Below are 22,785 nucleotides of genomic sequence, written 5' to 3' on the forward strand. Positions count from 1 at the left end.
ATTGTCAGACTACTTCGGTAGCAAATCCCGATGAAGCGTCAAGAATCACCGCTCCTTTAGGACGGTGAGCATTTCAAAAAGCCCTCTCACAACTTTTTCTCTGCCTTGTGTATAAGTGCCTTCGGGCTTTCTTTTGTTAGTTCAATCTCCGACTTTTGAGCGAGTTTAAATTTGCAGTTTGCATCTACAGTGGTTGTAAAAACTGCAAAGATATACAGCACAAGCGCGTGATGAACCCACAATTGGTTGACCACATAAAACAGATGTTGAAGCAGAGCTTGCTGGCAACATCAAGGCGTGTCTGGAGAACCCCGTTAGATCGGCGCACCAGCATCAAATTGTTAGATGACAGCATCGTTTACAAAAAGCAGCACGAACCCCTCAATATACCCGCATTAGCCTCGGTAAATAAAGTGCCTTCTCGGTTTTTTGCCACTGAAAAAACCGTGTCTTTTGACCCAGATTATGTTTGGAAGATTTCCCTGAATCAAAAAATAAATTCTCTAACTATTTGTACTTCGGGCAACACGCTGCTGAATAACAAGTTGCTTTTAGACTTGGATTTTCGCATTAGCGGTGCGGGCATTCTGGAATGGCCTTACAAACCTAACAAAATTACCTATACGCTGGTAGTTGCTCCTTGGTCGCATTTGTGGTGTAGTTATTATGATTATGTCATTTTTGTGCTGGCTAAACTTTGTCGAATTGAGGAGGCTTTAGGTAAAGAAATTTGGCGACAAGCCAAAATTTGTTATCCTTTACGGCATACAGATTTTGAGTTGGGCTTTATGACCAAACTCGGTATTCCTGAAAGTTCACTAATCGACACTCGGGCTAGAGATACGGGATATCATGCAGAAAGTGTTGTGGTGGGAAACAATCAAGACTGGTATTTTCCCAGTCCTTACGATATAGAGCTTTTGCGGAAAAAATTCTGTCTTAAGGAAAAGGTAAAGCCTTATAGAAAACTATATTTGTCTAGAAGTGGCCGGCGTCAGGTTAAAAATGAAGTACAAGTGCGAGAGGTTTTGAAAGAATTTGATTTTGAAATTTTGGAAGATATCTCGCGCACTGTCGATGAACAAATTCGTCTGTTTGCAGAAGCCGCGGTGGTTGTCGGCCCTCACGGGGCTGGTTTTACAAATTTGCTGTGGTGTCAGCGAGGAACGAAAGTATTAGAATTCTTTTATGGAGGGTACACTCCGCCATATTTCTATTACATTTGCCAGCTATTGGGATTAGAATACTCCCGTATGGTTGATGACAACAATGTAGGGGAAGATTGGAGTTTCATTGGCATGGATATGACGGTAGATGTGGAGATTTTGAAAAGGGAAATCCAGAAAATGCTGGAGTAAATTTGCCGCTTCATAGCATTTTCGATTTGCGATTGGGAATAATTGATGACGATGGGCGTTTAAAGCTTGCTTAATGTTGGATTTTTTTTACTAATCTCAGAGTGAGGAACTAGCCTCATAGTATAATTCAAGTGGGTCTCAAATGCTAACTAAAAATTTATTAATATTAGGAGCGAGCATGAGTTACAGAATGGATCGCCGCGCTTACGCGGAAACCTTCGGGCCGACGGTGGGCGATCGCGTCCGGTTAGCCGATACAGAATTATTCATTGAAGTTGAACAAGACTTCACAACCTACGGGGATGAAGTTAAATTTGGTGGTGGCAAAGTCATCCGCGACGGTATGGGACAATCGCCTATTTCTAATGCTGACGGCGCTGTTGACACGGTAATTACTAATGCTTTAATATTAGATTGGTGGGGAATTGTTAAAGCAGATGTCGGCATTAAAGACGGCAAAATTTACAAAATTGGTAAAGCCGGGAATCCTTATATTCAAGATAGGGTAGATATTATTATCGGGCCTGGTACTGAAGTAATTGCGGGCGAAGGAATGATTCTCACCGCTGGGGGAATTGACACTCACATTCACTTTATTTGTCCGCAGCAAATTGAAGTGGCGATCGCCTCCGGCATCACGACAATGATCGGGGGTGGCACAGGCCCTGCAACGGGTACAAACGCCACAACTTGTACTCCGGGGCCCTGGCATATGTACAGAATGCTGCAAGCTGCTGACGCTTTCCCCGTAAATCTAGGGTTTTTAGGTAAAGGAAATACCAGTCAACCCCAAGCATTAATTGAACAAATATTAGCAGGTGCAATGGGTTTGAAACTCCACGAAGATTGGGGAACTACACCAGCAACGATCGATACTTGTTTGAGTGTAGCTGACGAGTACGACGTGCAAGTTGCAATTCACACGGATACTCTCAATGAAGCGGGATTTGTGGAAGCTACAATTGCGGCGTTTAAGAATCGAGCTATTCATACTTACCATACCGAAGGTGCTGGTGGCGGACACGCACCGGATATTATTAAAGTTTGCGGCCAAGCTAATGTTTTGCCTTCGTCAACTAACCCGACTCGCCCTTACACTGTCAATACTTTAGAAGAACATTTAGATATGTTGATGGTTTGCCACCATTTGGATCGAGGCATTCCTGAAGATGTGGCTTTTGCTGAATCGAGAATTAGAAGGGAAACTATTGCTGCTGAGGATATTTTGCACGATTTAGGTGCGTTTAGTATGATTTCTTCTGACTCGCAGGCGATGGGAAGAGTTGGGGAAGTGATTATTCGGACTTGGCAAACGGCTCATAAAATGAAGGTTCAAAGGGGAATTTTGAACGGGCAAGATGCCCGTTCCACAGGTGATTTAGACGGGCAAGATAGCCGTTCCACTAGGGGAGAGAATGACAATTTTCGGGCGAAGCGGTACATTGCAAAATATACAATTAACCCGGCGATTACTCACGGAATTAGTCAGTATGTAGGTTCGGTGGAAGAGGGGAAATTGGCGGATTTGTGTTTGTGGCGACCGGCTTTTTTTGGGGTGAAACCGGAGTTGGTAATTAAAGGAGGGGCGATCGCCTACGGGCAGATGGGAGATGCTAACGCCAGCATTCCCACGCCACAACCGGTGCATATGCGGCCGATGTTTGGCAGTTTTGGCGGGGCGATTGGCGCGACTTGTCTGACGTTTGTTTCTCAGGCTGCGTGCGATCGAGATATTGCCGCACAGCTCGGTTTGCAAAAGCCCACTGTAGCAGTTTCCGGGACGCGACAAATTAGTAAAAGAGACATGAAACTCAACGATTATTTGCCACAAATGGAAGTCGATCCAGAAACTTATGAAGTCAGGGCGGATGGGGAATTGTTAACTTGCGAACCGGCAACAATTTTGCCAATGGCGCAGCGGTACTTTTTGTTTTAACTGATATCTTGCACCATTGTCAGCAACAGGCAAGATGCCTGTTCCACAATAAAATTTATATTTTGTGGAACAGGCATCTTGCCTGTTCATAAAAGGCTAACTGACACTTGTGCAATATCTCAGTTTTAACCGATTATACAATCATGTAGGGGCGGGTTTTACAAACAATATTTGCCAAAAATAGACAATCTCAAAAACCCGCCCCCACCCAACAGCAAATCTTCATCTTACTTCATTCTGGATTTGATTTCGTGTTAGAATAATTGAGCGATCGCACTATCAAACCCTGGCACACAAACCAAAAATAAAGTGCAATATTAATCCCGCTCAACAGCTTCGGTATTCCCTCCAGCAAGCTCGAAACAATCTCGTTTTTTAACGGCAGCGCTTCTGCAAAAAAGGCAACAAATAGCAAACCAACGCCACTCAGCAGTAAAGCATAGGGAGTCGAGCGAATTTGTCTCCGAAAAGCTAATCCGTATGCAATTGCCAGCACGGCGTAAAATATGACAATTGTCACTTTCGGAAAACCCGCACGTCCCAGATGAACATGGGTGCGAAAAACTTCATTGAACAGAAAGCAACCCGCAAACAGTGCCGAATATAAAATAAATCGATTTTCTGGGCGCTCTGGTTGAATAATTCTCAGCAATCCAAAGGTAAAAGCGCACACCATTACCGATAAATAAAATAACATTTGAAACGCCAAGAAAAAGAAACCTGCACCCGGATACGTGGCAGAGCAAGGCGGCAAAAATAACCCTTTTACCGAAGAACCGAATAAATTCAGACACGCCGTCACTATCCCAACTAGCACTAAAGTTACACTATTGAACAAAAAAACTGTTTTATAATTTGCCATAATTAATAACTAAAAGCTAACAACAGTATATTGCGCGTCAAACCATTTTTTGCTAGGGCTTGTGCATGGGGGTTCAAAAACCGGGTTTTTTACGAAAATACTGCGTTGTGACCCGCAGATTCGGTAAAAAACCCGGTTTCTCTGTCGGAGTGCGTAAGTCCGGATCGTCTTCTTTGAGTAAAGGTGAGATATTCGGTGAAAGGACAAAGCATTGCTGTGTTTCTACAGCAGGCAATTGAGAATCTACAGATATTTAAACAGAGACGAAATCTTCAGGGCCGATGAGATTGGGAGCAACACCTGTCAAAGCAGCTAAAATTTCACCGCTGCTAGCTAATCCAATTAATGTGCCGTTAGTTCCAGCGGAAATTGATAGCTGTCCGAAGGTCAAGCCGTTGATTAATTGAATGGTATCTTGAGCGTTGCCGAAATCAGAGATTGTATCAACTCCCAACCCCGCAGCTAAAACAAATACATCTTTGCCCGCGCCACCGACTAGAATATCGTTGCCCAAGCCGCCGTTGAGGGTGTCAAAACCTTTTCCCCCAGACAGGTTATCGCTACCGTCGCCACCATTGATGATATCGTTGGCCCGCAAACCAGTCAGCACGTCATTGCCTGCCAAACCGTTGATGATATCGTTGCCGGGAGTGCCAGTCAGGTTGTCGTTGCCGTCCGTGCCGTTGATGACGTTTGGAGGGTTATTGCTGCCACCTGGAGTGCTGCCGATGTCAGAAACAAAGACATCCTTAGCATTGTTCGTGTCTCCCGGCACGAGGTTGGAGGCATCAGATTCAAACGACACTTTCTGTCCGTTCGCCGAGACTTTCGGCCCGTTCGCCGGGATGGCGGAGATGTCGGCGGAGAAGCTGTTCCCCTGATTGCCTGCTGAGTCTATAGAGACGCGGGTAGTGGTATTGGTTAACAAGTCCCGCAGGAAGATGTCGGTTTGATTGTTAGTATCCCCCGGCACCAGGTTGGAAGCATCAGAGTTAAACGCCACAAACCGCCCGTCGGCTGAGATGGAGGGAGCAGCGAAGGAGGTTTTGTCCCCCTGATTGCCTGCTGAGTCTACAGAGACGCGGGTGGTGGTATTGGTTAACAAGTCCCGCACGAAGACATCCTGAGCATTGTTCGTGTCTCCCGGCACGAGGTTTGTTGCAGAAGAAGTAAACACCACAAACCGCCCGTCGCCTGAGATGGAGGGATAGAGGGAGCTGCTGTTCCCCGGATTGCCTGCTGAGTCTACTGAGACGCGGGTAGTTGTATTGGTTGACAAGTCCCGCACGAAGATGTCGCCAGCATTGTTAGTATTCCCCGGCACGAGGTTTGTTGCAGAAGAAGTAAACGCCACAAACCGCCCGTCGGCGGAGATCGAGGGGAATAGAGAGAAGTCGTTTGCCTGATTGCCTGCTGAGTCTACAGAGACGCGGGTGGTGGTGTTGGTGAGCGTGTCCCGCACGAAGATGTCGCCAGCATTGTTAGTATCCCCCGGCACGAAGTTGGTGGCATTAGATTCAAACGCTACAAACCTTCCGTCGCCTGAGATGGAGGAATAGGTGACGCTACCGTTCCCCGGATTGCCTGCTGAGTCTACAGAGACGCGGGTAGTTGTATTGGTTGACAAGTCCCGCACGAAGATGTCATAGAGATTGTTAGTATCCCCCGGCACGAGGTTGAAGGCATTAGATTGAAATGCTACAAACCGCCCGTCGGCTGAGATGGAGGGAGAGAAGGAGAAGCTGTTCCCCGGATTGCCTGCTGAGTCTACTGAGACGCGGGTGGTGGTATTGGTGAGCGTGTCCCGCACGAAGATGTCGCTGCTACCGTTAGTATCCCCGGGCACGAGGTTGAAGGCATTAGATTGAAATGCTACAAACCGCCCATCGGCTGAGATGGAGGAATTGTTGGAGAAGCCGTTCGCCTGATTGCCTGCTGAGTCTACAGAGACGCGAGTAATAGTCATAAGTCCTTACACTAAAATTGCAAATTTGCTAAATAGACGAGAGTTTTGTCGCTCGGCCGAAGCTTCTGACAAAACAGATTCCCGCGGTTGTAGGGCGATCGACTAATGTTTCTGAATAGTTGCTGCCTATTTTTTCTAGGCTATTATCTCATTTGGGTTGGCTGTTGAAGTCAAAATTTGCTCAACCTGAGCCGGAGTTAGATTCGGATTGGCATTCAAAACTAAAGCCGCTACACCCGCCACGTGAGGGGCTGCCATCGATGTGCCGCTGTAGGTTTCGTAGGTGTTATAGGGAGTTGTAGAAAAGATGTCTACTCCCGGTGCAATTAGGTAATCCAAAGGTCGGGAACCTGCACGGTTAGAGAATTCATCCATCCTGCCATTTATATCAATTCCTCCTACGGCAATTCCGAAGCTATCGGCATCTCTAGCAGGATAAGCTGGTTCGCTAAAACCATCATTTCCTGCTGCCATGACGACAACCACTCCTTTGTTAGTTGCGTACTGAATTGCCTCATCAACCTCCATGCTAGGCGACCAGCCACCAATACTAAAGTTAATTACATTAGCTCCATTATCAGCAGCATAGCGAATTCCAGCAGCAAAATTATTGAAGTTCCCATAGCCAAATGCCGGCAAAACTCTTACAGGCATAATCTTTGCATTGTAGGCAACTCCAGTTATGCCAAAATCATTTCGTTCGGCCGCGATCGCGCCTGCTACGTGAGTCCCATGACCGTCCCAATCCATTGGGTTGTTGTCGTTCCACACAAAATCCCAACCCTGAATATCATCAATATATCCGTTGCGATCGTCGTCAATACCGTTATTGGGAATCTCACCCGCATTCTGCCAAATATTGGCATCTAAATCGGGATGGGTGTAGTCAACACCGCTATCGACAACAGCGACTACGATGCCATTTCCGGTAATTCCCCCCTGCCAAACTTCCGGCGCATTTACCATCTCTCTTGCCCAATCATTCCCGCCCAAATTAGGAACTTCGGGGAACTTAACTGGACTGTTAAAAGTGCGGGCTACTGCTGCATTTGCATCCACTAAACCGTATCCGTAATTGCTGCTAAAACCAGTACCAGGCGTGGCAGCAAGATTCAGGTTGTAATTCTTATAGTCAAAGTAACTATAAACTGCGACATAGTAATCTCCAGGAGTCAGGTTGAAGAAATGTATCTCGCCGGATGCACCTGCTGAGGCATAATCGCTGCCAAGAAGTTCATCATAATCAGCCTCACCGTTGCGATTTTTATCTTGAATTAACTCGATCCCTGCCCCATTCAAAACATCGATACGTAAGCTTAAATCGCTATTGTTGTTAATAGTAAAGCGGTAATAATCCTCGTTGTCGTCAACTCCTACAAAATCATTGAAGGTGAAGCGATTGTTATCAGCAACACCAATATTGCGTGCAGTGGCTAAGGAGTTGTCTGGGTCTGATAAATTCAACTGATTAGCCGTTCTCGTTCCTGTGAGGGGATCTGTGCCCACAGTCATGGCTTCTGAGTTTGGTTGTTGTTGAGCTAAAGATGTACCGCTAGCGGCTGGATCGCTGCCTGAGTCACTGAAAATCTCGCTATTTTGAGATACTATAAAATTTGCTATTTGTTGTTCGTTGCTGCCGATCGCGCTCGCTTTCAATTTAGCCGTGTTAAAGCCGTGGGTTGGGATGCTACCATTAAATTGACTGGATGCAGTGAAAAAGTTAAGCTGACCGCTGTTACCAAAGGTTGTTAATGCTGCTGTGAGCTGCTGTTGGCGATCGATTGCAAATATACCGAGCGTACTTTCCATAAATTCACTCCAGATAATTTGAGATTCACTTGTGTTTAGGGGAGACAATGCTTGATTTTAAATTAATTAAGATTATTCCAGATGCGAGATGATAAGTCAATTCATAAATTCATTGCTTGAGTTCATAAAAGTCATAACCCTAATTTCATAAAAGTCATATTTTTCGGCAAGTTATGCCGTTTCAAGCTGAAGCTGTTGTTTTTGCGTCAAAACCATCGCTATGTGTTTTTCGTAATAGGCCGCTTCGTTAATGAATACAGGGAAAACAGTAGATTCTCCTTGATAGGGGAGTGATTCTCCCGTAAATGTGAGAAACATCGGTTCACCGGGATGTAATGGTTCATAGTCTTTGAACTGAAGTTGGGGATGGATCGCAGCTTGCAGTTCACCTACTGAATTTCTGGGATAGTCTACTGAGCCGATCGCCTGATATACAGTTAAATATGATGGTATATGAAGCGGCTTTCCCCGATTTTGTGCGTCGAGATAATCCAGAATGGCGTGAACCAGCATTTCGGTTTGCTGAAGCTGACGGGCGTTAATGACTCCCTGGGCGATCGGCCCAACTTCTATGGTGCCACCGAAAGCAGAGAGCGATCGAAGCATTGGGGCATCCTGACCAGAATGCTCTCCGAAACAAACTCGCAGTGAGGGCTCGATCTCACTCAAATAAGCTAATAATTGCAAATTGAATGGATGTTTGCTAGATGGTAAAATTGTCAGCCCCATGTTGGCCGTTGTGCTGTGAAGGTCAACGATCACATCAGCCCCATGTTCGTCTTTCGGACATAGTTGGGCGGAGATTTCCTTAGCACGTCTGTTCTCGTAACCCATCAAATCTGGGTTAGACAAATCTTCCTCGGCAAAGCAACGGTTCAAATCGCGATCAACATAACGCCGATTGGACTTTACCGCTTGAGGATTAGCTAATAGAGTAACCACCTCAAAACTCGATCGTTTCAGTAAGTCTGGGAATTGTTGAAACTTCTTAATCAGAAAAACCCCAGTCAACTCGTTTCCGTGGGTTCCTCCCACAACTGCAACTCGTCGAATTACTTGCGAAATCATGAATAATCCTCATTAAGCAATACTTAAATGGGTATTTCGTGCCGAAATTTATAACTATTACTTTCAAGATAAAGAAGTTATTGCTATATGTCAAATACTTTTTTATATATAACAATATACTTAAAAAATATAGTATTTAATCCCCGTTACAAAAGAGAATGTAACTGTAGGACCGTGCTCCAAACCATGATAGTAATCATTCATTCCCAATCGTTCTATTCTCAAATCTAAAATCTAAAATCGTATAACCTATGGAACTTCGCCATCTTCGTTACTTCATTGCAGTGGCAGACGAACTGAGCTTTAGCCGTGCTGCAGAGCGATTGCACATTGCCCAACCCCCCCTAAGTCAACAAATTAAAGATTTAGAGGCTGAACTGGGTGTGAAGCTATTCGATCGCAAAACTCTCCCAATTCAGCTAACCCCAGCAGGACAGGCGTTTTTAGAAGAAGCTCGCGCAACTTTGGTACAGTTAGAACAAGCGGTACATAAAACCCAGCGCATTCATCAGGGTGAATTGGGTTATTTGACGGTGGGTTTTCCCAGTTCGATCGCGAATGGTGTCTTTCCAGAGATGCTGCGAACTTTTCGACAGCGATATCCAGAGGTAAAACTGATTTTGCAGGAAGAACATAGTGCTTCCCTAATTCAGAGGTTGCGCGATCGCCAGACTGATATCATTTTTCTCTATCTCTACCACGATATTTCTGAAGCCAATGATTTAGAAACGATGTCTCTCACGCAAGAACCACTTGTCGTCGTTTTACCCAAAAACCATCCGCTTACAGCCCAATCCAAAATTTCGCTTTCCGACCTAAAGGATCAAGAATTTGTAATGCCCCTTCATCAGATTGTGGCTGGCTTATCTGAGGAAATTTACCATGTATGTTCGCAAGCAGGGTTTGTTCCTAAAGTTGCTCAAACAGCCGTCTTTATGGTCACAATTTTGGGATTAGTCGCAGGCGAAACAGGTATCAGCATTCTGCCATCTCACGTACAGAATCTTCAACGCGAAGGAGTGGTATATCGTCAGATTCAGGAACAAACGACAACCACTCAATTAACTGCTGTTTGGCGGCATAATCATTCGTCCACCATTTTGCAGCAATTCCTCAATATTATTAAAACCCTCTCAATTTATAGCAATCCTAAATGATTTGTGAGAAACAGGCATAGGTAAAAAGCTTTGAAAAGTCAAGCAATTAAGGTGCCTCGCCATTAACAATCTGCAAGTTTTATCCAATATCTCGCAGATCCGCACCCTACAGATTAACACCACACAATATAGCTGCTACTGTAGTTCATGAAGCTGGAATATGCTGTATTAACTGTTACTTGCCGCAATTGGCGAAAGTAGAAAACAGGTTAAATTTTGTAACTCTCCACGCTTGTCATGTCTGCCCGCCAGCAAAAAGACAGTACCTAGTTATGCTTTTATCGCTGTCAACATAACTTTGCCAACTTCATGCAGCAACTGTTGGAAACTCCCCTGGTATAGGGATTACTTGCGAACTCATGTTCCATCCTACTTGCTTGCTAAAATTTTGAATTTGACCTTCACAAGTTCGCCAACTAGAACCGCCGAATTTCTGTCAAATTTATAACTGCGAAGTCAATCCATATTTGCCATCCATTGCTGGATTGCATCCACATCCCATCCGCGCGCAGGTTAGGACAAAACTGATTCGCGCGGGTGTATGGCGATCGACTAATATTTCTGAATAGTGGCTGCCTATTCTTTGTAGGCTATTATCTCATTTGGGTTGGCTATTGTCGTCAAGATATACTCAACTTGAGCCGGAGTAAGAGTCGGGTTGGCATTCAAAACCAAAGCCGCTACACCCGCTACGGAGAGTCTTAATCGCTTGGTAAACTCAATTTTAATACCTGTCCAACTGATACCTCATGCTTGTGCGTCGCTACTACCACGGCACCTTCTAATCGCGGATCGTAACATCCCACCCAAGCCGCAGGATGACATTCGTGCACTAAATACCCGTACAGCCAAATTGCTCCTCTACCTTCAATAACAATTCCTTGGCTCAATTGAACGTCTTGAGGAAGTTTCAAACCTTGTAAATCATCGGGTGTGATGATACCGTCTTGAGTTGTAATTCGCAAGCGCAAATGTTGGTAAGCTAAACCGTCTTGAGTTTGATGGGAGATTATTTTTAATTCAATAGGATTCATTGGATGCACAAATGTTGAATGCTGCGATAAAATCATATACCTTTTAGGGTAAATTGGGAATCAGATCGCCAACTTTGAGTCCCAATTGGGCCGCCCTTCCGCCTCTGAGTTCAATAACTCCGTCAACGGGAACATCCGGGCCGTAGTTGGGGCAGGTTTCGCTGAAACACGGCGGTACATTAGGAATTATCGCCTGCACGACGCCTTCCCGCAGAAAAACCATATCGAGCTCAATCAACACGTTTTTCATCCAAAAACGCACGTTTCGCGGGGGTTCGATGGGGAAAAACATTCCTCTGTCATCCGGTAATTCTGTGCGAAACATTAAACCTGTCGCTTGTTCTTGGGGAGTTTGCGCCACTTCCAGTCCGATCGCGCGATCGGCTATAATCGTGTTAACCGAAATTGGCAAAAGCTGACCCCTATCTATCCCGCCAAACAGCGACATAAAGTTTGATTCAGTCAGATTAGAATTTCCCGAAACAACTCCTAAATAATTACCAGAGTTTTTATCTTTCATAATAGTTTGGTTATCCGCAACAGAAAGATCCAAATCGCTAAACTTCATGCCATCGGTCAAGACAATTTTATCATTGCCGTTGCCAAAATCTGTAATTATATCTGCTTCAGTAATAGTAGAGGCGGCGGCGGTTTTTTCCATCACAAATAAATCCTCCCCCGCGCCTCCTGTCAAGATATCCCCGCCTTCGCCGCCTATTAGCAAATCGTTACCCCGATCGCCAAAAATCCAATCGGAGTCTTGTCCTCCATAGATTGTATCGCTTCCTTGCCCGCCAGACAGCGTATCAGCGCCTTCATTTCCTGCTAACAAATCATTTTCCCGATCGCCAAAAATCCGATCGTTTCCCCCCAAACCTTGAATAGTATCATTACCTGCAAATCCTCTCATCGTATCGTTGCTGAGAGTTCCCAGGAGAAAATCGAAGCCGAAAGTACCGTCGATGTTAACCATTTTGCGTTTAATGATGCGTTTAATAGAAGGAAGATTTGGCGATCGGCATCCGCCAACCAGTACCAAAAGCTCGATCGCTAATTTTCAAACCCGGGGCTGCTTGCCGCCGTTTAAACTCCGCTTGCCTCACTAATTTTACTACACGTTTAACCACGGCTTCATCGTATCCTGCAGCCACAATTTTTTGGGCAGATTCGTGATGTTCGATCAACCGCTGCAAGATGTCATCCAAAACATCGTAATCCGGCAAAGAATCTTGGTCAATTTGGCCAGGTTTCAGTTCAGCACTCGGCGGTTTACTAATAATATTAACCGGAATAATTTCCTTTCCCAAGTTTACCTGATTTTTAATCTTCTCACTCCCAGAATTCAGCCACCTACAAAGCGAATAAACGCGAGTTTTCGGCACATCAGAAATCACCGCCAATCCTCCATTCATATCGCCGTAGAGAGTGCAGTAACCCACCGCCATTTCCGACTTATTCCCAGTCGAAAGCAGCAAATGTCCGAACTTATTAGAAATTGCCATCAACAAATTGCCTCGAATCCGCGATTGAATATTTTCCTCAGCAATCCCGAAAGTTGTATTGACAAACAAATCGGCGAGAGTGCGATCGTAAGTTTTCATCAAATCGCCGATCGGCAATAGTTCGATCGCAACGCCCAGATTTCGGGCTAATTCCAAAGCATCATTAACCGAATGATCCGAACTGTAAGGAGAAGGCATCAACACCCCTAGAACATTTTCGGGCCCGATCGCGCAACTGGCGATCGCCGCCACCAAAGCCGAATCTATCCCGCCACTCAAACCGAGTACAACCTTAGAAAAACCGCACTTGCGGACATAATCTCGCACTCCCAAAACCAAAGCCGCCCAAATTTCGGCATCTCCTTCTGCCGGATGGAAACTTAAATCTGTTGTGGATCGGGCATCTTGCCCGATGCCGCCGCTGCCAATTAAATCTTGTTTATTTTCGTCATATTCCAGCACCGCAAAATCCGTTTCAAAAGAACCTAATACCTGAATGAAATCACCCTTTCGATTCACACCAAAACTGCTGCCGTCAAAAATAATATCATCATTTCCCCCTACCTGATTAGCGTAAATAATCGGTATCCCGCAGCGGATGACGCTGTGCTGCAACATCGCCGATCGCACTCCCCGCTTCCCCGCAGAATAAGGCGATGCCGACAAATTCAGCACTAAATCTACACCCAATTTTGCCAAATCGGAAACAGGATCGCCTGCGTAGCTGCGTTTACCCCAAAACTCCTCATTGTTCCACAAATCTTCACAAATTGTCACGCCGATTTTGACTTCGCCAATAGAAAAGTAATTGCTGTTTTCGCCCGGTTCAAAATATCTATCTTCATCAAATACATCATAAGTAGGCAACAAGCGTTTATGAAAAACTTGTTTGACGGCGCCATTTTGCAACAAAACAGCGCTATTAAACAATGATTTTCCGCCGAGTTGAACAGCATTAGCATTAGGTAATGCCGTGCCTACTATGACTGCCAACTCCGGTGGCAAAGCTTGCGCCAGTTGCAGCAACTGTGCACCTGCATCTGCAATGAAACTCGGATTGATTAACAAATCGCGCGGCGGATAACCGATCAGGGAAAGTTCCGGTGTTAGCAATAAGTTTGCGCCCTCAACCTCAGCTTTTTTCGCTGCCTCCAGAATTAGGTTGGAGTTGCCAAAGATATCACCGATAGTAGGGTTGAGTTGTGCGATCGCAATTTTCATATCACCAAATCACTTAATAAATATTGCTAACAGTCCGCCCGCGCGGACTCACTTTCCTATAGTCCTAGATTTGAATGTAGCGAAAGATTACTCAGATTTGTAATGTTTCAACTCTTCCTCAATATAATAATTTACCAAATCCCGGTAAATATTTTCAACCACATCAGGATTCAAACCAGATTCTTGAGCCCACTCCCGCCGCTGTTGTAACATAGCCTGAAAGCGATCCGACGATCGAACGCTAGCTTCACTCGTTTTGAACCTTGCAGCCGCGATGACGTATTGAAATCTCTTGCTCAAAGCATCGATCACTTCTCGATCGATGATATCAATTTCCTCCCGAACTTCGTGAATATTAGCGCATTCATCAGGGTCTTTCATAGTCTGCACTCCTAAATAGCTTCTATTCTAATGTTACTAAATTGCTCCCCGAATGTCATCCAAGGAACAGCTAGATAAACACCAGTGGCTTATTTTTGAAAGGAGCAAAAGCGGCCGCATCAAAGCGGTACAAACTAGCAGGGCGGCCAGCCCCGCGCGAAACCTTAACACCGGTATCGCACAAAAAACCCAATTTCAACAATCGAGATCTAAAATTAGAATAATCAGAAAAACTTTCCCCCAAAATAGTTGTATAAAGTTGATACAAATCGCTCAAAGTAAAAAGTTCCGGCAAAACTTCAAAAGCTACCGGGCTGTATTCAAGTTTGTTACGCAGTCGCCGATATCCGTATTCGAGAATTTGAGTGTGATCGAAGGCGAGCTTTGGAACTTGTTGCACGGGATACCAAGCAATGCCGCCGACACGGTGTCCCACACCCGCGACTACACTCCCAGCAATTAACTCAGCTTCCTCAAAGCGAACCAAAGCAAAATAACTAACCGAAAGATAACGATCGCCCCTGGTAACTTCCCGAGGATCGCGCCCCGGTTCTCCGAAAGTATACAATTGCTCCAGATACAAATTTTTTACCCGAATTTTCTCAGACAAAATCCGGTAAGCCGCATTTTCAAGAGACTCCCCCTCACGCACCAAAGTACCAGGAAGACTCCAAGAATCGATAAACGGTTCGTCTTGCCGCATTACCAACAGCACCAACAAGCGGTTCTGCACGGTATCGACGGAAAAAATAACATTATCTACTCCTACTTTAAAGTCAGCTAATGAGCAACCCTCGCTCTTTTTTGTGCCTCGTGCCATGCGTACAAATGCTCCCTATTGATGTAATCTTCGATGGTCGGAGTCAGGGCTTGGGTGTCTCCTGTTTCCCGATAGGAAGTAGAAGAAACATTGGGACCATTCAAAGAGGCGATCGCCACGTCTGCACCCATGCGCCTCAACTGCCACAAATCTAATTGTTCTGATGGATAACCAGGTCGCGGTACTATCAGCAGATCCACTTGTTTTAACAATTGTTCAAATTTGTACCAGCGAGACAGTTGCCCCACCAAGTCCGAACCTATTACCAGTGTCAAATCTGCATTCGGCCACAGCAATCTTGCTTGTTCCACAGTTTCCACCGTCCTTGGACTGCTGAGTTCTGGATGCAAGCAAAGATTGTGTCTGGGCGAATTAATTTCTTGAATCATTAACAGCAGCATTGCCGATCGGTGTTCTAGAGAAGTTTGGTGCGACTTAAAAGGATTGTCCGACGCCCAAACTGCTACCCAATCAAAATGTTGGGAAAGCCAACTCAGAATTGTTTTGTGTCCTGCTGTGGGTGGATCGGCACTGGTTCCAAAAAGAGCAATCTTCTGCATAGGTAATTGTTGACTGTTGACTGTTGACTGTTGATTGATGACTACTGACTAATGACTACTGACTACTGACTCTTTTTGGTTTTTTGGGTGAGACTCTGCAAATCTGTAGAAATTTCCACCGGCGGCGAAATCGGGTTGTCAAGTTGGCGAGTTTCGGGTCGAAGACTGGCGACAGAAGCAGCAGTTCGTTTGGCAATATCCTCCAAACTTTCCTGGTTCTGGACTCGTTTGCCATCCTTGACAACCAATTTCATTAATGGTACATGAGAATCGCAATTCTTAATATTTTCTCCTGACAATCCCAAACAATCTCCGAGAATTTGCCCATTTTCAATATGTCTAAAAATTTGTTTTCTTCCTGGATATGTTACCTTGCCGCTTGCCTCTTTCATCACCGGAATTCCGTCAATTTCCACCAACTTATAAACACCGTTCACAGGGGAACCGCTGACCAACTTGGTTCCCAAACCGTAACCGTCAATGCAAGCACCGCTACTTTTTAATTTAGCAATTTCTCGATCGTCCAAATCGCCACTAGCAAAAATTGGAACGCCCGGAAGGATAGATCGAACTTCCCGAGACAGCGCCGCCAAATCGCCCGAATCCAGCCGCACGCCTTCCAACTGCATTTCACCGCTGTTTACTCGATCGGCCAACATCCGCGCCGCCGCCACAGTATCATAAGTATCTATCAGCAGCGGCGCCCCCGGAAAATAGCGGTGAAAAGCTGCAAATGCCTGATTCTCGCTGCCTTCGAGGGCGGCAACAGCCATCACCAAAGCATGGGCGATCGTACCTACAGGTTTGCGGCCCAACTTCAAAGCAGCCAAAACATTAGAAGTTCCGTCGAACCCCGCAGCCAGGGCAGCCCTAGCCGCCCAAACAGCAGCTTGAGGCCCAAAAGCCCTGCGCGTCCCGAATTCCAGCAACTTAGCCTCCGGGCCCGCCACATCGCGCAGCCGCGCTGCCCGCGTCGCAATCAAAGTTTGATAATTTATGGCATTCAATAAATAAGTTTCCACTAACTGAGCCTGCCACAGAGGAGCCTCAATTCGCAGCAGAGGCTCGTTGGCAAACACCGCCGTCCCCTCCGGCACCGCCCAAACATCGCCAGTAAAACGGGCTGTGGCGAGTAAAGTCCAAAATCGCTCCGGCGCGCCGGCAAAAATCCCAGTGGACTGCAAAGCCTCAATTTGCGCCGGCGAAAACCGAAATTTTTCCAAATAATCAATAACTTGCGCCAAACCCATCGCGATCGCGTAGCCAAAACCCTCTGGTAGTCTGCGCGCGAATAATTCAAAACTCGCGGCCCGCCCGTCGAGCCCTTCCCCGACATAACAAGCGGCCATCGTTAGCTGGTAGAGATCGGTCAAAAGGCTGTAATCTGCTGAAGAAACCGTTAGTTCCTGGTCTTCTAAGATTTCTTCAAAACCTGTGAGCTGCAGGCTTTCTGTGGTAGTTTTCATAAAAAAAACCCCGGACAAACTTCTTTTTTTAATTATAGTGACAAACACCATATCTTTTTGTAAATATTTGATGAAGATTGCAGATATGTGTCGGAAAAATTCGCTGATTATGGCCTTTAATAGCGGCTTTCGGTTAATTTGTACATTAATTTTATGGTAAAAACCATATAAATTCTTAATTTAACAAACTCAGGAATTAACCACAAACACTCAAGCGTTCCGGGTTTTTTGCGAAAATATTTCCTTGCAGCCTTTGAATAGAGTTAGAAAACCCGGTTTCTGAGCGTCGTGAGGGCGATCGCGAGTGCTTGAGTTGAGCCAGGAAAAATCTACCAGCAAAAGGTCGATCGTCCAAAAATGCGTAATTCCTAAAACCTTCAGCTTGCTTCTATGTTGCAGACCAATAAGTAATTCAAATAAATATTGCTAAACTCATCCACAGCCCAAAAATCAGAGTAATATTAAAAGTATCAGAACTCAGACAAGAGAGGCAGATTCTATGAATCTTTCTAAATCTTTGGCAAACGCGATGCGTTACGTTTCGGAAGCAGCGGTGCGGATTTTTAGCCCCAGCGATGACAACTATCCAAATAGTGGAGTTCAACCTTTTGAGGGTAAGCTCTCCAAAAGCTCTAAATCGAGAAAATGAGCAGCCATTCAAGCAGTTTCTAGCGAGTTCGGGACAGGCATTCAGTTTAACAGTCAACAGTTAACAATTAATTGTTGACTGTTAACTTTTGACTTTTGACCGTTAATAGTAATTGTAGGTGGGTTTCCCTTCCTTCTACCCCACCTACAATTACCCATCACCAATTACATTGAACTTCCCAAATTGACAAAAAGCATATTCAGTGGAGTAAGCTTTTGAAATAAAGATTTTTGCCCCCGGTTTACTGCGTATAAATTAGAGAAACACCAAGCAAAACGAAAACCTTTTTTTGCACTAGGGTTGGTTCAGTAACCTTACCAAAAATCAAACTATATAGCAATCCTTGCAGGAGTCGTAAATGTTTTACCCCCCTCCTTGGACAAATCGCACCACATTTTAAGTTGCTACTTCGATACCTTAGAGTAATTATACTGATTGACAAAAGTGTTTTTAGCTTAACTGGTGAGCAATGTGTAGACACTGGCTGTGGGCGATACCTAGCCAAAAGTTCGGGTCATTCCCCCGTCTGAAGACTGGCTGTAAGCTGGTCTTTTTGTTAGCTGAAAACTATACTGTTAGTTAGGTCTTACGAGGGTTAATTGTCGTAAAGTGATTTTACAGGCAAGCGGCAAACAGGAGTGAGAACATTCAAGTAATTGTAGGGAAGCTTTGAACGTTTGTTGGGAAATTGTTTGTGCCTCAATTGACTTGCAAGGAATTTCCCCTTCAAATACACCCCTGCTTACAGCCGCGATCGCACTCTCGAAAGGAATAGCTGATGCAGGTAAAACAAAACAAACTTTTCACTACTGAAGCGATCGATCGCTTATCTTCACCGGAACGCCTCGACGAAATGATGCAGGTGGTTAGTCCTCGATCGTGGCTGCCACTAACTGCAATTGGCTGTTTAGTTGCTGCTGCGGCCGTTTGGAGTGCGATCGGGCGAATTCCGCTGACTGTTTCCGGTCAAGGCGTGTTGCTTCTGCCCCGCCGAGTCGTGCAATTTCAAGCTGCTAGTTCCGGTCAATTGGTAAAGCTGAATATCAAGCCGGGGGATGCAGTGAAACGGGGTCAGGAAATCGGCAGAATTGATAAACTAGACCTCAAGCAGCAGCTAGAGCAAGAGAAAGCGAAATTAGCTGAACTGCAAGGGCAAAAGCAAGATACTAATAAGCTGCAAAAACAGCAGATTGCCCTGGAATTAAAAACCCTCGAACAGCAGCAAAAAGACCTTCAAGAAAGCTTGAATAGGGAGTCAGTTGCACCGATATTGCACCAGCAAAGTATGGCTGCATTAGAGCAAAAACGCCAAAGTTTGGAAGAAAGTTTACGCCGCGAACAAATTGCGCCGGTACTGCGACAGCAAACTCTGACAGCATTAGCAGAAAAACGCCAAAGTTTGGAAGAAAGTTTGCGGCGAGAACAAGTTGCGCCGATATTGCGGCAGCAAACTCTGGCCGCGATCGCCAAAAAACGCGACAGTCTTTTGCAGCGAAAGCAGCACATCACTTCTTTGGTGGAAACTTTGCAGCAGCGGTTTGAAACTCGTCGCGTTCTTTACGAACAAGAGAGGGCGATCAGCGAGGATGTAATGCTGCAAGCGAGACAGGAATTCGCGGACTCTCAGATGCAACTGGCGGATATTGAAACGCAGTTAAAGGAACTCGACGTTCAGAAAACTAATAGCGATCGCGAATTCCTGCAAAATCTCAATAAAATTGACGACATCAAAAACAGCCGGCAGCAACTCAAGGTAGAAGCTACCAATACCGAACGAGAGTACCTGCAAAATCTCAACCGCCTTAACGAAATTAAAAACAACCTCCAAGAACTTAAAGTTCAGAAAAGTAACACCGAACGAGATTACCTGCAAAACCTCAACAAAATTGATGAAATAAAAACTAAGATTAAAGACATGGAAACCCAAGCGGTCAAACTCGCTCAACAAGATTTAGAAAAGTCGATCGCCCAAACAAATCAAATTCAGGAAGTTAAACGCAAGATGGCCCACTTGCAGAATCAGTTGACGGCCGACAGCAAAATTACCAGCCAATATGACGGTCGCGTTTTGGAAGTTAGCGCCGTTGCAGGTCAAATGCTGAACATCGGTACAAGAATCGGGACAGTTGAATCTGAAACTTCTCGCGAAAAAATGGTCAGTCTTGTTTATTTTGCTGACAGAGACGGCAAGCAAATTAAACCGGGAATGACTGTACAAGTTACCCCTAGCGTCGTCAAGCGGGAACGCTACGGTGGCATTGTCGGCAAAGTAACCCAAGTTTCTCCTTTTCCGGTTACTAATCAAGATATGTCGTCAATTATCGGCAATGAAAATTTGGCTGACAGCATCGCAAAAAGCATCGCTGGCGGCGGTGCTCCCGTGCAAATCTTTGTGGAATTGCAACAAGATCCGAACACTATCAGCGGTTACAAATGGTCTTCCTCGAACGGGCCTCCTCTCAAGATTTCCCCCGGTACTACGGCGCTAGTTCGGGTTCAAATCGGGCAGTTAGCGCCGATTTCTTACGTGATTCCTATTTTTCGGTCTTTGACGGGGGTTTACTAACCGTTATTAGTCAGTTTTTTCGTTTCCAGGCTCTGCCTGATAATGCCTATCACGAGGCTCTGTCTCGCATAAAATATGAGGCTGATCCTCACACCCTGCGTTCCCAGGCCGAGGCTAGGAACGAGAGTAACGAAAGTATTACTATTACCATTTATCCCTTACTAGCCGATGAAATCTCAGTGGATTGACAACTTTTTTACGCCTCAAAAATTAAGGCGAGTTCGTACTCCCACCCTGTTACAAATGGAAGCAGTAGAATGCGGTGCTGCTGCTTTAGGAATTATTTTGAGTTACTGGGAACACCCGGTACCTTTAGCTCAATTGCGGAGCGAGTGCGGCGTTTCTCGCGATGGCAGTAAAGCTTCTAATATCCTCAAAGCAGCCCGAATTTACGGCTTAGATGCTAAAGGGTTTAAAAAAACTGTCGAAGAGTTGAAAGTTGTACCGCCACCTTTTATTGTTTTTTGGAATTTCAATCACTTTTTGGTGGTTGAGGGGATGAAGAAAAAGCGCGTTTATCTCAACGACCCCGCATCGGGACCGAGGACTGTTTCTCTAGAAGAATTTAAGTCTGCTTATACTGGCGTTGTTTTGACTTTTGAGCCTGGGCCGGAGTTTAAAAAGGGTGGGAAAAAACCGAGTATTGCCCGTGCTTTAGATTCCCGATTGCAAAGTTCCCGTTGGGCGATCGCATTTTGTTTAATTGCTGGTTTATTACTGACTGTTCCCCGTTTGGCTGGAGCGGCATTTACTCAAATTTTTGTAGATGAAATTCTGGTCGAAAACCGTCACGAGTGGCTGCGACCTTTAATATTGGGAATGCTGTTTGCGGCGGCCGTCCAAGGGCTGCTAGCGCGAATGCGGCTTTTCTATTTGCGGCGGCTGGCAAACAAGCTTGCGATTTCGATGTCGGGACAGTTTCTCTGGCATACTTTGCGCTTGCCTGTGGGATTTTACGCCCAGCGGTTTGCAGGTGAAATTAGCAGCCGCTGCCAAGTTAATGACAAGGTTGCTGAAATTTTATCGGGGAAACTTGCTGCAACTGTGATCGACGCAGTGATGATGGTTTTCTATGCGATAATTATGGTTATGTACGACTGGGTATTGACCAGTGTTGCCGCTGTTTTTGCAGCCTTAAACTTTTTGGCACTGCAATCTTTATCCCGCAGCCGTGTCGATGCTAACACCAGATTAGCTCAGGAAACAGGTAAGGTTGGCGGTGCTGCAATTGCAGGCATTCAGTCTATTGAAACTGTCAAAGCTAGCGGTTTAGAATTCGATTTATTTTCTAAGTTTGCCGGGTACTATGCCAAAATGAGCAACGCCCAGCAAGAATTGGCTTTGCCCACTCAAATATTGTCAATATTACCCGCATTTTTGACGGCCTTAGCTGCAACTACTATCTTAGTTGTCGGCGGCATGCGAGTGATGAACGGCAGTTTGAGTATCGGGATGTTAATTGCCTACCAAAGTCTCACTCAGCAATTCCTCAGCCCAGTTAACAATCTGGTCAATTTTGGCAGCACTCTGCAAGAATTAGAAGCCGATTTAAGCCGACTTGATGACGTTCTGCAAAACCCGATCGATCCTGAAGCAGACCGCGATTCTTTTCACAGTCAAAACGGCCGCAGCGCCCTTGCACCAGATTCTTTTCACCTGCAAGGAAGCATTGAATTGCGGAGTGTCAGTTTTGGCTACAGCCGCTTGGAAGCGCCACTAATTAACAACTTGAACTTAACCGTAAAACCTAGTCAGCGGGTAGCGTTAGTGGGGGGCAGCGGTTCAGGCAAATCTACTATTGCCAAACTTGTCACCGGACTTTACGAACCGATGAATGGCGAAATTTTATTTGACGGGGTTCCCCGCAATTTGATTCCCCGTTCTATCCTAGCAAATTCGCTGGCAATGGTCGAACAAGAGATATTTCTATTTGCCGGGACTGTTCGGGAAAATCTCACGCTTTGGGACCCGACAGTACCGGAAGCAGATTTAGTGCAAGCGTGCATTGATGCGGCAATTCACGAACTTATTTTGAATATGCCGGGAGGATACGATGCTCAACTCAATGAAGGGGGAACAAATATGAGCGGCGGACAGCGGCAGCGTTTGGAAATTGCCAGGGCGTTAGTAAGGAATCCAGCGGTGTTGGTGCTGGATGAAGCAACGAGTGCTTTGGATGCTGAAACCGAGTTAATTATCGATCGCAATTTGAGGCGTCGCGGTACTTCTTGTATTGTGGTTGCTCACCGTTTGAGTACGATTCGAGATTGCGATGAAATTATTATGCTTGCAGGGGGGAAAGTAGTTCAGAGAGGCACTCATGAGGAGTTGCAAAAGCTGGGAGGAGCTTATGCTCGTTTGGTTGGGAACGAACAATAAACAGAAATACCGAACTTTTGAGGTAAGGTACAGATCCCTTGTAGGGACACG

Annotated in this window: 17 protein-coding genes; 6 read left to right on the plus strand and 11 right to left on the minus strand. The window is 45.5% G+C overall.

Translation table 11 applies throughout. The features are described from left to right. Positions 1-263: 263 nt before the first annotated feature. Positions 264-1,358, plus strand: a complete 1,095-nt coding sequence (locus QUA74_RS06620) for a glycosyltransferase family 61 protein (protein WP_333326298.1) — start codon at positions 264-266, stop codon at positions 1,356-1,358. Positions 1,359-1,536: 178 nt separating this feature from the next. Then, a complete protein-coding gene (ureC, locus tag QUA74_RS06625; protein ID WP_333326300.1) occupies positions 1,537-3,294 on the plus strand; it encodes an urease subunit alpha in 1,758 nt (585 codons plus the stop codon). A gap of 232 nt (positions 3,295-3,526) precedes the next feature. Here ureC and QUA74_RS06630 read toward each other — a convergent pair whose 3' ends face one another. From QUA74_RS06630 to QUA74_RS06645, 4 genes are all read right to left on the minus strand, one after another. Continuing rightward, positions 3,527-4,156, minus strand: coding sequence for a hypothetical protein (locus tag QUA74_RS06630; protein WP_333326302.1), 630 nt, complete (start codon positions 4,154-4,156; stop codon positions 3,527-3,529). 253 nt (positions 4,157-4,409) lie between these two features. Continuing rightward, positions 4,410-6,122: a calcium-binding protein gene (locus QUA74_RS06635; RefSeq protein ID WP_333326304.1), complete on the minus strand. Its 1,713-nt coding sequence runs from the start codon at positions 6,120-6,122 to the stop codon at positions 4,410-4,412. Positions 6,123-6,257: 135 nt separating this feature from the next. Continuing rightward, positions 6,258-7,931 carry a S8 family peptidase gene (locus QUA74_RS06640; protein ID WP_333326306.1) on the minus strand — a complete coding sequence of 558 codons (1,674 nt, stop codon included), beginning with the start codon at positions 7,929-7,931 and terminating at the stop codon, positions 6,258-6,260. Between the two features lie 171 nt (positions 7,932-8,102). Continuing rightward, positions 8,103-8,999: an aspartoacylase gene (locus tag QUA74_RS06645; protein ID WP_333326308.1), complete on the minus strand. Its 897-nt coding sequence runs from the start codon at positions 8,997-8,999 to the stop codon at positions 8,103-8,105. Between the two features lie 251 nt (positions 9,000-9,250). On the opposite strand from QUA74_RS06645, the gene QUA74_RS06650 reads away from it, so the two are divergent. Further along, complete coding sequence (locus QUA74_RS06650) at positions 9,251-10,156, plus strand: LysR substrate-binding domain-containing protein (protein WP_333326310.1); 906 nt, start codon at positions 9,251-9,253, stop codon at positions 10,154-10,156. Between the two features lie 701 nt (positions 10,157-10,857). Here QUA74_RS06650 and crn3 read toward each other — a convergent pair. The 7 genes from crn3 to QUA74_RS06685 all read right to left on the minus strand — a co-directional run bounded on the left by crn3 (position 10,858) and on the right by QUA74_RS06685 (position 17,140). Next, positions 10,858-11,190, minus strand: a complete 333-nt coding sequence (gene crn3, locus QUA74_RS06655; RefSeq protein WP_242722629.1) for a CRISPR-associated ring nuclease Crn3/Csx3 — start codon at positions 11,188-11,190, stop codon at positions 10,858-10,860. Positions 11,191-11,233: 43 nt separating this feature from the next. Further along, on the minus strand, positions 11,234-12,163 hold the full coding sequence (locus tag QUA74_RS06660) for a DUF192 domain-containing protein (protein WP_333326312.1): 930 nt from the start codon (positions 12,161-12,163) through the stop codon (positions 11,234-11,236). A 19-nt stretch (positions 12,164-12,182) separates the two neighbouring features. Further along, positions 12,183-13,913: an NAD+ synthase gene (locus QUA74_RS06665; protein ID WP_333326314.1), complete on the minus strand. Its 1,731-nt coding sequence runs from the start codon at positions 13,911-13,913 to the stop codon at positions 12,183-12,185. 87 nt (positions 13,914-14,000) lie between these two features. Beyond that, positions 14,001-14,294: an isochorismate lyase gene (locus QUA74_RS06670; RefSeq protein ID WP_333326316.1), complete on the minus strand. Its 294-nt coding sequence runs from the start codon at positions 14,292-14,294 to the stop codon at positions 14,001-14,003. 70 nt (positions 14,295-14,364) lie between these two features. Further along, entirely contained in the window at positions 14,365-15,114 is a 750-nt protein-coding gene (locus QUA74_RS06675) for an NrtR DNA-binding winged helix domain-containing protein (RefSeq protein ID WP_333326318.1), read from the minus strand. Continuing rightward, positions 15,075-15,674, minus strand: a complete 600-nt coding sequence (locus QUA74_RS06680; RefSeq protein ID WP_333326320.1) for a nicotinate-nucleotide adenylyltransferase — start codon at positions 15,672-15,674, stop codon at positions 15,075-15,077. Before QUA74_RS06680 ends, QUA74_RS06675 begins: the two co-directional genes overlap by 40 nt. Positions 15,675-15,736: 62 nt before the next feature. After that, the gene (locus tag QUA74_RS06685; RefSeq protein WP_333326322.1) at positions 15,737-17,140 is read right to left on the minus strand and encodes a nicotinate phosphoribosyltransferase; all 1,404 of its coding nucleotides are present in this window, start codon (positions 17,138-17,140) and stop codon (positions 15,737-15,739) included. 499 nt (positions 17,141-17,639) lie between these two features. Here QUA74_RS06685 and QUA74_RS06690 point away from each other — a divergent pair, with 499 nt between their 5' ends. The 3 genes from QUA74_RS06690 (at position 17,640) to QUA74_RS06700 (ending at position 22,734) form a co-directional block, all read left to right on the plus strand. After that, positions 17,640-17,789 carry an isochorismate synthase gene (locus QUA74_RS06690; RefSeq protein ID WP_333326324.1) on the plus strand — a complete coding sequence of 50 codons (150 nt, stop codon included), beginning with the start codon at positions 17,640-17,642 and terminating at the stop codon, positions 17,787-17,789. A gap of 778 nt (positions 17,790-18,567) precedes the next feature. Then, positions 18,568-20,355, plus strand: a complete 1,788-nt coding sequence (locus QUA74_RS06695) for an NHLP bacteriocin system secretion protein (protein ID WP_333326326.1) — start codon at positions 18,568-18,570, stop codon at positions 20,353-20,355. 168 nt (positions 20,356-20,523) lie between these two features. Further along, positions 20,524-22,734, plus strand: a complete 2,211-nt coding sequence (locus tag QUA74_RS06700; RefSeq protein ID WP_333326328.1) for an NHLP family bacteriocin export ABC transporter peptidase/permease/ATPase subunit — start codon at positions 20,524-20,526, stop codon at positions 22,732-22,734. Positions 22,735-22,785: the final 51 nt, after the last annotated feature.

The organism is Microcoleus sp. LAD1_D3, from assembly GCF_036702135.1.
Taxonomy (GTDB): Bacteria; Cyanobacteriota; Cyanobacteriia; order Cyanobacteriales; family Microcoleaceae; genus Microcoleus.